The organism is Pseudomonas donghuensis, assembly GCF_000696345.2.
Classification (GTDB): domain Bacteria; phylum Pseudomonadota; class Gammaproteobacteria; order Pseudomonadales; family Pseudomonadaceae; genus Aquipseudomonas; species Aquipseudomonas donghuensis.
This window is the reverse complement of sequence record NZ_CP071706.1, coordinates 4,205,803-4,220,030: the sequence shown is the minus strand read 5'-3', so window position 1 is coordinate 4,220,030 and position 14,228 is coordinate 4,205,803. Positions and strand designations below refer to the sequence as shown.

16 protein-coding genes are annotated in these 14,228 nt (G+C 62.6%); 12 read left to right on the top strand and 4 right to left on the bottom strand.

What is annotated here, in order from left to right; all coding sequences use genetic code 11:
• The first annotated feature begins 31 nt into the window (after positions 1-31).
• Together BV82_RS19640 and BV82_RS19635 are read left to right on the top strand one after the other, a co-directional pair.
• Complete coding sequence (locus BV82_RS19640; protein WP_036996533.1) at positions 32-1,180, top strand: MFS transporter; 1,149 nt, start codon at positions 32-34, stop codon at positions 1,178-1,180.
• Positions 1,181-1,223: 43 nt separating this feature from the next.
• A complete protein-coding gene (locus BV82_RS19635) occupies positions 1,224-1,742 on the top strand; it encodes a 1,2-dihydroxy-3-keto-5-methylthiopentene dioxygenase (protein WP_036996532.1) in 519 nt (172 codons plus the stop codon).
• Positions 1,743-1,820: 78 nt separating this feature from the next.
• On the opposite strand, the gene BV82_RS19630 is transcribed toward BV82_RS19635, so the two are convergent.
• Positions 1,821-2,093 carry a DUF3509 domain-containing protein gene (locus tag BV82_RS19630; protein WP_010226363.1) on the bottom strand — a complete coding sequence of 91 codons (273 nt, stop codon included), beginning with the start codon at positions 2,091-2,093 and terminating at the stop codon, positions 1,821-1,823.
• Positions 2,094-2,367: 274 nt separating this feature from the next.
• Here BV82_RS19630 and BV82_RS19625 point away from each other — a divergent pair, with 274 nt between their 5' ends.
• Together BV82_RS19625 and BV82_RS19620 are read left to right on the top strand one after the other, a co-directional pair.
• Complete coding sequence (locus BV82_RS19625; protein WP_036996531.1) at positions 2,368-2,892, top strand: ankyrin repeat domain-containing protein; 525 nt, start codon at positions 2,368-2,370, stop codon at positions 2,890-2,892.
• A gap of 59 nt (positions 2,893-2,951) precedes the next feature.
• A complete protein-coding gene (locus tag BV82_RS19620; protein ID WP_010226361.1) occupies positions 2,952-3,482 on the top strand; it encodes a hypothetical protein in 531 nt (176 codons plus the stop codon).
• Here BV82_RS19620 and BV82_RS19615 read toward each other — a convergent pair.
• Positions 3,479-4,420, bottom strand: a complete 942-nt coding sequence (locus BV82_RS19615; protein ID WP_026001503.1) for a ZIP family metal transporter — start codon at positions 4,418-4,420, stop codon at positions 3,479-3,481. The genes BV82_RS19620 and BV82_RS19615 overlap by 4 nt on opposite strands.
• Positions 4,421-4,547: 127 nt before the next feature.
• Here BV82_RS19615 and BV82_RS19610 point away from each other — a divergent pair, with 127 nt between their 5' ends.
• Positions 4,548-4,739, top strand: coding sequence for a PLDc N-terminal domain-containing protein (locus BV82_RS19610; RefSeq protein WP_010226359.1), 192 nt, complete (start codon positions 4,548-4,550; stop codon positions 4,737-4,739).
• Positions 4,740-4,782: 43 nt separating this feature from the next.
• Here BV82_RS19610 and BV82_RS19605 read toward each other — a convergent pair whose 3' ends face one another.
• Entirely contained in the window at positions 4,783-5,256 is a 474-nt protein-coding gene (locus BV82_RS19605; RefSeq protein ID WP_036996530.1) for a methylated-DNA--[protein]-cysteine S-methyltransferase, read from the bottom strand.
• Positions 5,257-5,441: 185 nt separating this feature from the next.
• On the opposite strand from BV82_RS19605, the gene BV82_RS19600 reads away from it, so the two are divergent.
• The 7 genes from BV82_RS19600 (at position 5,442) to BV82_RS19570 (ending at position 13,186) form a co-directional block, all read left to right on the top strand.
• On the top strand, positions 5,442-7,526 hold the full coding sequence (locus BV82_RS19600; protein WP_036996529.1) for an LTA synthase family protein: 2,085 nt from the start codon (positions 5,442-5,444) through the stop codon (positions 7,524-7,526).
• 128 nt (positions 7,527-7,654) lie between these two features.
• Positions 7,655-8,989, top strand: coding sequence for a T6SS immunity protein Tli4 family protein (locus tag BV82_RS19595; protein WP_036996528.1), 1,335 nt, complete (start codon positions 7,655-7,657; stop codon positions 8,987-8,989).
• Between the two features lie 73 nt (positions 8,990-9,062).
• Positions 9,063-9,299, top strand: coding sequence for a hypothetical protein (locus tag BV82_RS19590; protein WP_010226352.1), 237 nt, complete (start codon positions 9,063-9,065; stop codon positions 9,297-9,299).
• A gap of 186 nt (positions 9,300-9,485) precedes the next feature.
• Positions 9,486-9,818 carry a ribonuclease E inhibitor RraB gene (locus tag BV82_RS19585; protein ID WP_010226349.1) on the top strand — a complete coding sequence of 111 codons (333 nt, stop codon included), beginning with the start codon at positions 9,486-9,488 and terminating at the stop codon, positions 9,816-9,818.
• A 210-nt stretch (positions 9,819-10,028) separates the two neighbouring features.
• Positions 10,029-11,438, top strand: coding sequence for a circularly permuted type 2 ATP-grasp protein (locus BV82_RS19580; RefSeq protein WP_036996527.1), 1,410 nt, complete (start codon positions 10,029-10,031; stop codon positions 11,436-11,438).
• Between the two features lie 3 nt (positions 11,439-11,441).
• Positions 11,442-12,392, top strand: coding sequence for an alpha-E domain-containing protein (locus BV82_RS19575; protein WP_010226344.1), 951 nt, complete (start codon positions 11,442-11,444; stop codon positions 12,390-12,392).
• The gene (locus BV82_RS19570; protein ID WP_010226342.1) at positions 12,389-13,186 is read left to right on the top strand and encodes a transglutaminase family protein; all 798 of its coding nucleotides are present in this window, start codon (positions 12,389-12,391) and stop codon (positions 13,184-13,186) included. Before BV82_RS19575 ends, BV82_RS19570 begins: the two co-directional genes overlap by 4 nt.
• 3 nt (positions 13,187-13,189) lie before the next feature.
• Here BV82_RS19570 and BV82_RS19565 read toward each other — a convergent pair whose 3' ends face one another.
• Positions 13,190-13,990, bottom strand: coding sequence for a cytochrome c (locus BV82_RS19565; protein ID WP_036996526.1), 801 nt, complete (start codon positions 13,988-13,990; stop codon positions 13,190-13,192).
• Between the last annotated feature and the right edge of the window lie 238 nt (positions 13,991-14,228).

Below are 14,228 nucleotides of genomic sequence, written 5' to 3'. Positions count from 1 at the left end.
GCCTGCCAATCGCGCCGCGGCTCGCTGAGCCGTGGCGCCGATTCCCTACTGGCGGCTGTCCAGTTTCTACCTCTTTTACTTCGCCTTGCTCGGCTCGACAGCGCCGTTTCTGGCGTTGTATTTCGATCACCTGGGTTTTTCCAGTGCGCGCATCGGCGAGCTGGTGGCCATCCCCATGCTGATGCGCTGCGTGGCCCCCAACCTGTGGGGCTGGCTGGGCGACCGCAGTGGCCAGCGCTTGCTGATCGTGCGCCTGGGCGCCTTGTCGACCCTGGCGACCTTTTCGTTGATCTTCTTCGGCAAAAGCTACGCCTGGCTGGCGCTGGTGATGGCCCTGCATGCGTTCTTCTGGCATGCGGTACTGCCACAGTTCGAGGTCATCACCCTGGCCCACCTGCAAGGGCAGACCGCACGCTACAGCCAGATCCGTCTGTGGGGCTCGATCGGCTTCATCCTCACCGTGGTCGGCCTTGGCCGATTGTTCGACTGGCTTAGCCTGGATATCTACCCGGTTGCCTTGGTGGTCGTCATGGCCGGTATCGTCGTGGCCAGCCTCTGGGTGCCCAATGCCCAGCCGCCGGGGCAGAATGAGCGTGCGGCCGGCGGCGGTTTTCTCAGGCAACTGGCAAGCCCGGGTGTTGCCGCGTTTTACCTGTGCGTGGCACTCATGCAGCTTAGCCATGGCCCGTACTACACCTTCCTGACCCTGCACCTTGAGCACCTGGGTTACAGTCGCGGCACCATCGGCATGCTCTGGGCCCTGGGGGTGGTGGCCGAGGTGCTGATGTTCCTGGCCATGAGCTGGATCCTGGCGCAGGTCTCGCTGCGCCGGGTGCTGCTGGCCAGTTTTGCCCTGGCGGCCGTGCGCTGGGTGTTGCTGGGCAACTTTGCCGAGCACCTGGGCGTACTGCTGCTTGCCCAGGTCCTGCACGCAGCCACCTTCGGCAGTTTTCACGCGGCCGCCATCGCTTTCGTGCAACGCAGTTTCGGCGCCCGCCAGCAAGGCCAGGGCCAGGCGCTGTATGCAGCGCTCGCCGGCACGGGCGGCGCCTTGGGCGCCTTGTGTTCGGGGTACAGCTGGAACCTGCTGGGGCCGGCTACCACCTTTAGTATTGCCAGCGTCGCGGCCCTGGCCGCAGCCGTTATCATTGCACTTCGAATGAAAGAGGACAGGGCATGAGCCTTGGCCGTGAACCATTGGCCGGTAGTAAGGAGTTGCCCTGATGAGCAGCCTGACCGTGTATCACCAGTCCACCCCGGATATTCCCAACAAAGTCTTGACTCATCTTGAAGACATTGCCGCGACCCTGGCCGAGCAGGGCGTGCGTTTCGAGCGTTGGCAGGCCGCCGCGGCCATTCAGGCGGGGGCCAGCGATCAGGATGTGATCGGCGCTTATCAAGCCAGTATCGACGCGCTGAAGGCCGAGAAGGGCTATGCCGGTGTCGAGGTAACCCGCGAAGCGGACGCCCGCTTGCTTGCCGAGCATACCTGCGACGAAGATCAACTGCGCTTTTTCGCCGCCGGGCGCGGGCTGTTCAGCCTGCGGATCGAGGATTACATCTATGCGGTGTTGTGCGAGAAGGGCGACCTGATCGGCGTGCCGGCGGGGGTTCGGCATTGGCTCGATCTGGGCGAGGAGCCGCGGTTTGTGGCGATCCGGGTGTTTAACCAGGTACAGGGTTCGGTTGCCAACTTTACTGGCGACAAGATCGCTGCAGACTTTCCTCGGCTTGATGACTGAGTGATCGCCATCGCGGGGCAAGCCAGCTCCTACACAGACTTGTAGGAGCTGGCTTGCCCCGCGATGCGATCTCCATGCTTACCGATAAGTCGGCAAGGCAAACCGCTGCTGGCTCTGCAAATTTGAAATCACTGGCAACTCACTGGCCTGCCCGGCCAGGTCGCGGCGAATCGCACTGATCGCCCACGACAGCTGTTCGGCGCTGTGCAGTTGGGCATAAGAAATCGAGCGCTGGGTCTGGGTGCCGTCCGCTGCCCGCAGGGTCAGCAGAATTCCACCGTCGGGGCGCGCCTGAGTGGTGACGTCGTAGGCGGAGAATACCGAGGCGAATTTTTCCTGGATGAGGTCCATATCAGCTCCTGACTGTTAGTGGCAGACATGGAGTGACTGGTGCAGTGACTGTGCCAGCTTTTCTTTGAGATAAAATCGTTATAAATCAATAAGTTATAATTTATGTCGAAGAGCGCTATCGTGCACTCTGCACGGTCGTGCATTTTGCACAGTGCATTTTGCAGTGCTGCCCTGGCCAATAGATTTCTTCTGTCATGGCCATGAGTTATCCACCGTTGACCCGGCGTGCTCGCTGACAAAGACTTGGGCCTTTCCGATAGCCAGGAGGTTCCCCATGTCTGACCAACGTAGCCCCACGCCGATGAACGATGACGAGGCGGCAGCGTTCGCCGAAGAAGTGTTCGACCGGGCGCGCAAGGGCGACGCGGTGATGCTCGGGCGCTTGCTGGAAAATGGCCTGCCGGTGAACCTGCGCAATGGCAATGGCGATACCTTGCTGATGCTTGCCAGCTATCACGGACATCTGCAGGCCGTTACAGTGCTGCTCGAGCACGGTGCCGACCCGCAGATTGCCAATGACAAGGGCCAATTGCCCATCGCCGGCGCCGCTTTCAAGGGCAACCTGGAGATGGTCCAGTTGCTGGTGGATAAAGGCGCCGAGGTCGATGGGACGTCTGCCGATGGGCGTACGGCGCTGATGATGGCGGCGATGTTCAACCGCACGGTCATCGTCGATTACCTGCTGGGCAAGGGCGCTAACCCGCGCCACCGTGACGCCCGTGGCAGCGATGCCCTGGGCGCGGCGCAAACCATGGGTGCCCCTGAGACCAGCGAGCAGTTGCTCAAGCTGCTCGGCTAACCCCCCGGGGCCTTTTGCGGCTATCCTTGGCGACTTTTTTACCGTCGCAGGGCCCCCACATGAAATCCCAACTGGTCGAACTCATCGGCAAAATCAGCGCTGGCTGCATGCGCGAGGAAGACATCGCGCGCATCGCCGACGAAGCCGCCCAGGCCTATGCCGACCCGCAGGCGTTCCTCGCCGCCAACCCGGACATCAACTACGACGACAGCTTCCCGATCCCGCTGGGTGAATGGATTGTGGTCGGCAGCCTGCCCGATACCGTGCTGTTCCAGGCCGATACCTACCAGGACCTGTTTGCCCAGATCGTCGACTCCTTCGACAAGAGCGTGCCGTTCAACCTCAAGCCCAAGCAGTTGGCCAAGGTCGAGCCGCTGACCGCGCTCAACCGCATCCAGGTGCAGATGGGCGCGATGAACAAGGAAGCAGGCGGCTACGTGCTGATGAACTTCAGCCAGTTGCTCGATGACGAGCTGCAGATGGTGCTGGTCGGCAACGACGAGCTGCCACGGGTGCTGGAACTGTGCGCCGAGGTCGGCATTGCCGCAGCGCCGGCTCTGGAAGCGCTACGGGTTGCCGTGCACGTTTAACCGAGGGCGGTATCGAGGAACATCATCACCGCAAAGCCGCCCATCAGGCCCAGGGTTGCCGAGGTCTGGTGGCCGTTGCGGTGGGTTTCCGGGATCACTTCGTGGGACACCACGAAGATCATCGCCCCGGCCGCCAGGCCCATGCTCACCGGGTAGGCGATAGCAAAACCGCTGGAGATGCCCAGACCGATCACGGCACCCAAGGGTTCCATCAGGCCCGAGCCGATCGCCACCAATGCCGCCTTGAAGGTCGAAAGGCCGGTTGCGCGCAGCGCCAGGGCCACGGCCAGGCCTTCGGGAATGTCCTGGATGGCGATGGCGCTGGTCAGCGGCAGGCCGACATTGAGGTCGCCGTTGGCAAAACTGACGCCGATGGCCATGCCCTCGGGCAGGTTGTGCAGGGTGATCGCCAGCACGAACAGCCACACCCGGTTGATCCGCTCGGCCTGTGGGCCGCAGGGGCCGGTGCTCTCGTGTTCGTGCGGGGTAAAACGGTCGAGACCGAGCATCAGCAGCACGCCCAGGCCCATGCCGACGACCACCGTCAATGCCGCGTAAGGGCCATTGCCGGTGATCCCACGGGCCGCGTCGAGGCCGGGCAGAATCAGCGAGAACGAGCTGGCAGCGAGCATCATGCCGGCGGCAAAGCCGAGCATGACATCCTGCGTTCGCGCGCTGATCTCGCGCAGCACCACGGCCATGACCGCACCCAGGGCGGTAGCGGCAAAGCCGGCAAGGCCACCGAGCATGGCCATGTGCAGGTTTTGCTGGTGCTCGCCTTGCACAGCGTTCCAGGCACTGGCGACCAGCAGGCCGAGCACCGCCAGCAGGCTCAAACCCAAGCCTGCGCTGAGCCACGGGCTGCTTTGTGCCTGTTGTATCCAGGCGCTCCATAGTGGCGCGGGGGCAGGGCTGCTGTGGCTGTGGGCGGGTGGCATAGGGACCTCTGGCTGCAATTCAATGAACCGAGTGTAACCAGCGCTGCTGGGCTGCGGCGAACGATTCGCCTCTATCGGGCTGATAGCCAGCTATCCTGAGGGCAGGCGTGATCATGGGAGCAATACCATGGGGTCTACCTTCAATAGCGTGGTTGGGCTGATCATTCTGGCCCTGGACATCTGGGCGATCATCAATGTGATCAAGAGCGGTGTCAGTGGCGGCGTCAAGATTCTCTGGGTGCTGCTGATTCTGCTGTTGCCTGTGCTGGGCCTGATCATCTGGGCGATCGCCGGGCCGCGGGGCAATGTGCGGCTATAGTCCGCTATCGCGGGGCAAGCCGGCTCCTGCCCCGCGATAATTTTCAGATCAACCAGGTCCCCTCCAGTTCCAGCAAGATCTGCTTGCGCTCGATCCCCCCGGCAAACCCGGTGAGGGTGCCATTGCTGCCGATCACCCGATGGCAGGGCACAATGATCGCGATCGGGTTGGCGCCATTGGCGGTGCCCACTGCCCGCACCGATTTCGGCTTGCCAATGGCCTGGGCAAGCTCGCCGTAGCTGCAGGTGGTGCCATAGGGAATGCGCTGCAGGGCCTGCCACACCTGGCGCTGGAATGGCGTGCCGTGGGCCGCCAGGCGCACTTCGAAATGTTCGCGCTTACGGGCAAAGTACTCGTCGAGCTGGCGTGCCACATCGTCCAGCTGGCGAGTGGCCGGCTGCCAGTCTTCGGCCAGTTCCCAGGGCTGGGCGGCATCCATGTGCAGCATGCGCAGGCCCTGTTCATCCCCTGCCAGTAGCAGCGGGCCAAGCGGGCTTGGGAGGTAGCGATAAAACATGGCGTAATGATCTCGATGCGGATAACACTGATTCTATTACGAAATTTTCACAATCGATTGCCGACAATTTGCTCGCGCAATTATCCAATCGCCGAATGGCCGTGCAACGTGCTCGCGTTTAGGGCACATTTGCCGATTCGTTTTACCGCCTTCCTCGAACCTGAACCCTAGGGATCTTCCAATTCATGGCTACCACGGACGCCTTGAGTCAACAGCGGGCTGCGTCGCGCCCGTTGCAACCGACGCTGAAATCGCACCTGGCCTACACCCTGCTGTGCGGTCTGGTGATCATGCTGATGCTCAGTCTGGTCCGCCTGGCCCTGCTGGCCTACAACAACGACATGATCGGCGACACGCCGATGTCGACTGTAGCCGAGGGCTTCTTCAACGGTCTGCGTTTCGACCTGCGGGTCGTGGTGTACCTGAGCATCCCGCTGCTGCTGGCCATCCTCAGTGCCCGGGCCATGGCCGCACGCGGCCTGTTCCGTGCCTGGCTGACCATCGCCTCGAGCATCGTCATGTTCCTCGGCCTGATGGAGATGGATTTCTATCGCGAGTTCCACCAACGCCTCAACGGCCTGGTGTTCCAGTACGTCAAGGAAGACCCGAAAACCGTGCTGAGCATGCTCTGGTACGGCTTCCCGGTAGTGCGCTACCTGCTGGCCTGGGCCTTTGGCACCTGGCTGCTGAGCCTGCTGTTCAAGGGCATCGACCGCCTTACCCGGCCCGATGGCGTGTATGAAAGCCAGGTCGCTGGCAAGCGTAGCGTAGCACCTTGGTATGTGCGCGGCGTGGTGTTCTTCATGGTCTTGCTGGTGGCGGTCATCGCTGCTCGCGGCACCCTGCGCCAGGGCCCGCCAATGCGTTGGGGCGACGCTTTCACCACCGACTCGAACTTCGTCAACCAGTTGGGCCTGAACGGCACCCTGACCCTGATCGATGCAGCCAAGAGCCGTTTCGGCGAGGACCGCGCCAACATCTGGAAGTCGACCATCGAGCAGGGCCTGGCTACCCAGGCCGTGCGTGACATGCTGCTGACCGCCAACGACAAGCTGGTCGATGCCGACAGCGCCGCGGTGCGCCGTGACTTCACCCCGCCAGCGGACAACACCCTGCCGATCAAGAACGTCGTGGTGATCCTCATGGAGAGCTTCGCCGGTCATTCGGTAGGCGCCCTGGGCAGCCCGAACAACATCACCCCGTACTTCGACAAACTGGCGAAAGAGGGCGTGCTGTTCGACCGCTTCTTCTCCAACGGCACCCACACCCACCAGGGCATGTTCGCCACCATGGCCTGCTACCCGAACCTGCCGGGCTTCGAGTACCTGATGCAGACCCCGGAAGGCGGCCACAAGCTGTCGGGCCTGCCGGCGCTGCTCAGTGCCCGTGACTACGACGACGTCTACGTCTACAACGGCGACTTTGCCTGGGACAACCAGTCCGGGTTCTTCGGCAACCAGGGCATGACCACCTTCATCGGCCGTAACGACTTCGTCAATCCGGTGTTCTCCGACCCGACCTGGGGCGTGTCCGACCAGGACATGTTCGACCGCGGTAACGAAGAGCTGGCCAAGCACGATGGCAAGAAGCCGATCTACGCGCTGCTGCAGACCCTGTCCAACCACACGCCGTATGCACTGCCCAAGGATTTGCCGGTCGAGAAGGTCACAGGCCAGGGCCGCCTGGACGAGCACCTGACCGCCATGCGCTACTCCGACTGGGCCTTGGGCCAGTTCTTCGAGAAGGCGCGCAAGGAGCCTTACTTCAAGCAAACCCTGTTCGTCATCGTCGGCGACCATGGCTTCGGCAACCACCAGCAGGTCACCGAGATGGACCTGGGGCGCTTCAACGTGCCGCTGCTGCTGATCGCCCCGGGTATCCAGGACAAGTTCGGTGCGCTCAACCACACCGTGGGTACCCAGATCGACATCGTGCCGACCATCATGGGCCGCCTGGGCGGCGAAACCCGTCACCAGTGCTGGGGCCGTGACCTGCTTAACCTGCCGGCCGGTGATCCGGGCATTGGCATGATCAAGCCGTCGGGAAGCGAGCAGATCGTTGGCCTGATCAAGGGTGACCGGATCCTGATCGAGTCCAAGGACATGTCGCCACGCATGTACCGCTATGAGCTCGGTGCCAACTTCAAGGCTGAGCTGATCGAAGCCCCGGACCAGAAGGACCTGACCCACAAGCTCGAGTCGTTCATCCAGACGGCGACCAAGAGCTTGCTGGACAACACCGCTGGTGTAGTGCACGGCACCCCGGAATAACGTCGTTGCTAGCGCTGTAAACAGGACCCCGGCTTGCCGGGGTCTTGGCTTTCTGGGCCATGGGTGCTCAAATCGCGCGCTTGAGGAAGCGGGGGCTGCAACGGCGCCCATCAAAAAAGGATTTTTACGTGCGCGTGTTCGTGTTGTTTGCCTGCCTGTGCCATTCACTGTTGGCGGTGGCCGATGTTGCACCGGCGGATTACCAGACGCCCCCCGGCTGGCGTACCGAATGCATGGGCCGGGTGCAGTTCGATGTGCCCAAGGACATTGCCTGGCACACCTCCAGTGGCTACTGGCAGTACTACAATTTCGAGCTCCCCGACCCCACGATCACCCCTGGGGACAAGCAGATTGCCTACGGCGAAGGGTTGACTGGCGAGCTGCCCTTTCTGGTCGACATCGAGGTCAGCCCGTTGACCACCCGTGCACTCTACGAACAGATCCGCTATGTGCAGAGCCTCACCCGTGGCCCGGCGCAGGAGCGGGTGGTGAAGGCGCAGATGGAGGCGCTGGATGCCGCCATCTCTGCGAGCCGTGGCGATGAAACGCGCTACAGGGCACTGAGTGATCAGTACTACGACTTGCGTGAAAAGCTCCAGCGCATAGGCTATGTGAATTCGCAACTGGTAGTGCTTGACGACATGATCAAGCAATTTACTGCCGAGGGGCGGTCGGTGGCGAAGCTGCAGGTCGAGCGTGATGCCTTCTTCGAGGAGCAGGCGCAATGGCCGACCGATGTAGAGTACGAGCATGAGCGCTTTATCGAGCTGGGTGTGCCGGACGCCTCTGCAAACTGGTATGAAGGCAATCTGACTGCCTACCTGTGGCGCGATCAACGCATCTACCGATTCAAATTCTACAGTGGCGCCAATACCGCGACAGACACCGCGGCGCTGGCCCGGCTGGAGCCCAGGGCGCGCGCTGTGCTGGCCGCGTTCCGCATCCGCAAGCAATACGAAATTCCCCAGGACAACGGCTTCTGTGTGCCCTTCGGCTTCATCGCCGACGATGGCACACCGCGCCATGCCATCACCCTGGGCTTCAACCCCGCAGACAACCCGAACCTGTTGCACCGCCTGAGCATGAGCAGTGACAGCGACAAGGCCGTCGAGATGGTGCCGATGCTGCTGGATCGACTGATCGCCAATCCGTTTCCGCTGCAGATCAGCGTCGATAAGTTCGGGCCCTCAAGCGTGCGGATCGGGGCCGCCAAGGGCCGGTTCGGCGGCGCACGCTTTCGCGTCTATGAGCCTGACAGTCTCAAGCCGGCGGCCACTGAAACGTTCAGGATGGTCGCTGGCGCCTTGAGCTCCGGCTACCAGCCCACCGTGGTACTGGGAGTGACCGATGAACACTCCGAGCCGCCGCTGCAGTTCGAGCCCTCCAGGGACGAGTTTCTGCGCACGCTGCAAAGCATACGTGCGCTGCCGGGCGGCCATCGCTTTGAGCCGCAAGTCGACTGAACAACCACCCCGCGGCGAGGTCAACGGTAGGTAGGCCAGATTCACCCTGAACATCGGTACAGAGGAGCGTCCAATGAAAGACTGGGTCATTACTTTTGTTGATCAGAAGGGCGAACGTACCTCGCTGCCTTTCACCGCAGAGCTTGAGCCGAGCATCGAAGAGGCTGCGCGGCTGATTCGTACCCATCTGTTTCCGGTCCTGGGCGAACTGGACCTCAATGATTTCCAGGACCGCGAACCCTCGCCGACCGCCAAATGGCTCAAAGAGCAGAACGGCGTGGAGATCACTGCCATCACTGAAGCACCCTGAGCCCGTTGGCTGGCACGCCCGGCAATCAGGCGCTACGCTGCAGACAAGGTCGGGCGATTGTTTCTGATTGTCCGGGCTTGCCGATCCACGTCACGCAACAGCTCGAATTGCCCCCGCACGTCTTGTGTGGCGGGCAGGTGCGTTTTGCACTGAAAGTCTATCCATCGGTAATGAGGAGGACGATTCATGAGCAGCCAATACGAGGACATCAGCAGCACGGTCTTGCGTCGGATGAAAGAAGGGGGGTTCAACTTCGCCCAGATTCATCCCATCGAGTTTTATGCGGTATTTCCGGACGAGGCACGGGCGCGGCGAGCGGCAGGAAAGTTTCGCGGCGAATCACTCAGTGCCCAGGTACATGAGCGCGATGATGGCGCCTGGCACCTGGAGCTGAGCAAGGTGATGTTTGCAACCTATGGCGGTATCGGCGAATTCGAACAGGATTTCGAAGCGGTCATCGCGCCATTGGGCGGTGAGATTGAAGGCTGGGGAGTCAAGCAGGAGCGTCAACTGGCTTGAATCCAGGGCCCGGCGAGGGCGGCTGTTGCCGCCCGGTACGGGCTGATCAGCGCTTCGCAATGAAGCGTTGCTGCCAACGCAACCGGAACGCTTGCACAGATCTGGTGCGATCGTCCTTTTGTCAAAGTACAAGCTATTGAAAAACAAGGAATTATGCCGCTGGCACGGGGCTTGCGATGGCTCGGGTGCACGGGTGACAAGGAGTTCGGCATGATCCGCACCTTTTATGACGAAATGTACGCCGCTGACGGTCTGGTCCGTCCGCATTACCGGGCGTTCGCCCGCTGGCTGGCCGAAACCCCGCCGGAGCTGCTGGCCCAGCGTCGACGTGAAGCCGACCTGCTGTTCCACCGCGCCGGCATCACCTTCACCCTCTATGGCGACGAGCAGGGCACCGAGCGGCTGATTCCCTTCGATACGATTCCGCGCAGTATTCCCGCCAGTGAATGGCGGGTGGTGGAGCGGGGCTGCATTCAGCGGGTCAAGGCGTTGAACCTGTTTCTGGCTGACCTGTACCACGACCAGCGCATCATTCGCGCCGGGATCATCCCGGCCGAGCAGGTCCTGGCCAACGACCAGTACCAACTGGCGATGCAAGGCCTGGACCTGCACCGCGACCTCTATTCGCACATTTGCGGGGTCGACCTGGTGCGCGACAGCGACGGCAGCTACTACGTGCTCGAAGACAACCTGCGCACTCCCAGCGGCGTCAGCTACATGCTCGAAGACCGCAAGATGATGATGCGCCTGTTTCCCGAGCTGTTCGCCGCCCAGCGCATCGCCCCCATCGATCATTACCCTAACCTGTTGCTCGATACCCTCAAGAGCTCAAGCCCGCTGGATAACCCCAGCGTGGTGGTGCTGACGCCCGGGCGTTTCAATAGTGCGTTCTTCGAACACGCCTTCCTCGCCCGCGAGATGGGCGTCGAACTGGTCGAGGGCGCCGACCTGTTCGTGCGTGACGAGCGGGTGTTCATGCGTACCACCGACGGCCCCAAGGCGGTGGATGTGATCTACCGGCGCCTGGACGATGCCTTCCTCGACCCCCTGGCGTTCAATCCCGATTCGATGCTCGGCGTGCCCGGGCTGCTGGCCGCCTATCGCTGCGGCAACGTGGTGCTGGCCAATGCGATTGGCACCGGCGTTGCCGACGACAAGTCGATCTACCCCTATGTCACCGACATGATCCGTTTTTACCTCGATGAGGAGCCGATCCTGAAGAACGTGCCGACCTGGCAGTGCCGCAAGCCTGAAGAGCTTTCCCACGTGCTTGCGCATTTGCCGGAGCTGGTGGTCAAGGAAACCCAGGGCTCCGGTGGCTACGGCATGCTGGTCGGGCCGGCAGCGACCCGCGCCGAGATCGAGGCGTTTGCCGCACGGATCAAGGCCCGGCCGGCGGCCTACATCGCCCAGCCAACGCTGTCGCTGTCGACTTGCCCGACCTTTGTCGACAACGGCATTGCCCCGCGGCATATCGACTTGCGGCCTTTCGTGCTGTCCGGGCGCGAGACCCGGGTGGTGCCTGGCGGCCTGACCCGGGTTGCCCTGCGTGAAGGCTCACTGGTGGTCAATTCGTCCCAGGGCGGCGGTACCAAGGACACCTGGGTGGTCGAGGATTAAGCCATGTTGAGTAGAACTGCCTCCGATTTGTACTGGATGTCACGTTACCTGGAGCGCGCGGAAAACCTCGCGCGGATGCTTGATGTCAGTTATTCGCTGTCGCTGATGCCGCAGGATGGCCGCGGTGACGGCCTGGATGAAATGGCCATGCCGCTGTTGATCACCGGTACTCTCGACGATTACCTGGAGCGCCACGGCCAGTTGCATGCCGAGCGCCTGCTGCACTTCTTTGCCCTGGACCCGGAAAACCCGGCAAGCATTTACAGTTGCCTCGGCGCGGCGCGGGCCAGTGCCCATGCGGTTCGTGGGCGGATCACCGCCGACATGTGGGAAAACATCAACGCCACCTGGCTGGAGATTCGTGGCATCGCCGAGCAGGGCCTGGGGCGCTACGGCATGAGCCGTTTCTGCGAGTGGATCAAGGAGCGCTCGCACCTGTTCCGTGGTGCTACCTACGGCACCATCATGCGCAACGACGCCTTTCGCTTCATTCGCCTGGGCACCTTCATCGAGCGCGCCGACAACACCCTGCGCCTGCTCGATGCCCGCTACGAGATGCTCGGCGACGAGGCCGAGGCGGTCAGCGACAGCTCGGCGCGCGGCTATTACCAATGGAGCGCCTTGCTGCGCGCGCTGTCGTCATTCGAGGCCTACACCGAAATCTACCGTGACGCCCCGGCTGCCCGCCATGTCGCCGAGCTGCTGCTGTTGCGCGCCGATGTACCGCGCTCGCTGCGAGCCTGCACCGAAGAGATCGACCAGATCCTCGCCAGCCTGCCCGGTGGCAACGGCCGCCCGGCCCAGCGCCTGGCCGCCGAGGTGGACGCACGCCTGCGCTACACCTCGATCGATGAAATCCTTGCCGAGGGCCTGCACCCCTGGTTGACCCATTACATTCCGCTGGTGCGTGAACTGGGCAATGCCATTCACAGTGCCTACCTGGAGGCTGTATGAGACTGACCATTAGCCACGAAACCGCCTACCACTACGAAGAGCTGGTGCGCTCGAGCATCCAGTACCTGCGCTTGACCCCGCACGACAGCGAACGCCAGCAGGTGCTCAGCTGGCAGCTGGACCTGCCGCGGCCGGTGCGGGCGCAACTGGACCCGTTCGGCAACATCCTGCATGTGCTGAGCCTGGAGGAGCCGCATGCGGACCTGGTCATCGGCGCCCGCGGCCTGGTCGACATCGATGAAAGCCGTGAAACCGAGCACGAGCTGCAATCACCGCTGCCGTTCCTGCGCTTCACCCGCCTCACCGAAGCGGATGATGCGTTGCGCGCCTTCGCCAGCCAGCAATGCCGCAAGCGGCGTGACCGCTCGGCGTTGATCGAGCTGATGAACGCCCTGAACCAGCGCATGGCCTACCGGCCGGGCAGCACCGCCGTCGACACCAGCGCGGCTCAGGCGTTTGCCGGTGGGGCCGGGGTTTGCCAGGACCATACCCATGCCTTCCTGGCGTGCGCGCGCAGCCTGGGCGTGCCGGCGCGCTACGTGTCCGGGTACCTGTTCGACAGCGACAGCCAGCAGATGGCCAGCCACGCCTGGGCCGAAGCCTGGCTTGAGGATGCCTGGTACAGCTTCGATGTCACCAACCAATTGGCCCGGCCCGAACGGCACCTGAAGCTGGCCGTGGGCCTGGACTACCTGGATGCCTGCCCGGTACGCGGCATGCGCCGGGGTGGCGGTTTCGAGCAGATGCACGCCAAGGTGCTGGTGACTCCGGCCCTCAACGCCCAGCAGCAGTGAGCTTCAGGGTTTGCGCGTGACCATGTGGCGCAGGTACGCAAGCAGTGCGTCCAGCTCACTGTCGTTGATGACCGTTTCGGTAAACCCGGGCATTTTCGCCTGGGGCCATTGGCGCAGGCTTTGCGGGTCGCGGATATAGCGCCGCAGATAGTCGGCCTGGAAGTATTCGGTGGGGTTGTGCGGCAGGTTCAGGTCCGGGCCGAACTGGGCGTCACCGGCAGCGTTGAGGCGATGACACGCCAGGCAGTTTTTCTGGAACACGGCAAAGCCTTGGTTGATCGGATCATCGGCGGCCAACCCCGGTGCCGGGCGCATGGCTGGGAACCGCTCGGCCACCGTCGCCAGACGGCGAATGCTGGCGACCTGGAACGGCCACTGCTCCGGGCTGATGCGCCCGGCTTGCGGGTCGGTCCAGACCAGATAGAAAGGCCCGGCGCTGGTTTTGCCTTTGGCCAGGGGTGGCCAGGGCTTGGCCGGGTCTTCAATGGCTAGCCAGGCTCGGGCAGGGCCGTCCTTGAGCAAAGGCGCAGCCGGCATCTCGGCAGCAAAACCATCCAGGGCTACGGCCTGCAGGTGATCATCAGCCCGTACGCCCTGCAGGAGCGCAGCCAGCGGCACCGCGCGGTAGTGCATGGTTTTCTTGTAGGAAACATCGTTGTCGATCTGGATGTCCTGCACCAGCGGGTGTTTGAGCAGCTCGGCGCTCTGCCAAGGGCGACTGCCATTACCCAGGTCCAGGGTCAGTTGTGCCGCCTGCAAGGGCAGGCAGAGCAGGGCAATGAGCAAGGTAAAGCACTGGCGCATGGGCACTCTCCAACCATCAGGGTCGGCAGATTACCTGCACACAAGCGGCTTGTGCCAGGCACAAACCCAGGGAAGAGGGCATGTCGCTCAGCCGAACAGGCGCGAAAGGTTCGGCAGGATCAACAGCAGCGTAGTGGCGAAGAGGATGAGCCCGGCTTGACGTACTTTGTGTTGTTTGAACATGGCTGACCGCCTTTTTGTTGTTATTCCTGAGTGCCCAGAGGCTTCCTTGTCATCG

Excerpts from the sequence above, each read along its gene's own strand:
- BV82_RS19575 (WP_010226344.1), top strand. The coding sequence starts at position 11,442 with ATGTTGAGTAGAACTGCCTCCGATTTGTACTGGATGTCACGTTACCTG.
- BV82_RS19605 (WP_036996530.1), bottom strand. The coding sequence starts at position 5,256 with ATGTTTTATCGCTACCTCCCAAGCCCGCTTGGCCCGCTGCTACTGGCA.
- BV82_RS19625 (WP_036996531.1), top strand. The coding sequence starts at position 2,368 with ATGTCTGACCAACGTAGCCCCACGCCGATGAACGATGACGAGGCGGCA.
- BV82_RS19580 (WP_036996527.1), top strand. The coding sequence starts at position 10,029 with ATGATCCGCACCTTTTATGACGAAATGTACGCCGCTGACGGTCTGGTC.
- BV82_RS19615 (WP_026001503.1), bottom strand. The coding sequence starts at position 4,420 with ATGCCACCCGCCCACAGCCACAGCAGCCCTGCCCCCGCGCCACTATGG.
- BV82_RS19570 (WP_010226342.1), top strand. The coding sequence starts at position 12,389 with ATGAGACTGACCATTAGCCACGAAACCGCCTACCACTACGAAGAGCTG.
- BV82_RS19610 (WP_010226359.1), top strand. The coding sequence starts at position 4,548 with ATGGGGTCTACCTTCAATAGCGTGGTTGGGCTGATCATTCTGGCCCTG.
- BV82_RS19600 (WP_036996529.1), top strand. The coding sequence starts at position 5,442 with ATGGCTACCACGGACGCCTTGAGTCAACAGCGGGCTGCGTCGCGCCCG.
- BV82_RS19565 (WP_036996526.1), bottom strand. The coding sequence starts at position 13,990 with ATGCGCCAGTGCTTTACCTTGCTCATTGCCCTGCTCTGCCTGCCCTTG.
- BV82_RS19630 (WP_010226363.1), bottom strand. The coding sequence starts at position 2,093 with ATGGACCTCATCCAGGAAAAATTCGCCTCGGTATTCTCCGCCTACGAC.
- BV82_RS19635 (WP_036996532.1), top strand. The coding sequence starts at position 1,224 with ATGAGCAGCCTGACCGTGTATCACCAGTCCACCCCGGATATTCCCAAC.
- BV82_RS19620 (WP_010226361.1), top strand. The coding sequence starts at position 2,952 with ATGAAATCCCAACTGGTCGAACTCATCGGCAAAATCAGCGCTGGCTGC.
- BV82_RS19585 (WP_010226349.1), top strand. The coding sequence starts at position 9,486 with ATGAGCAGCCAATACGAGGACATCAGCAGCACGGTCTTGCGTCGGATG.
- BV82_RS19590 (WP_010226352.1), top strand. The coding sequence starts at position 9,063 with ATGAAAGACTGGGTCATTACTTTTGTTGATCAGAAGGGCGAACGTACC.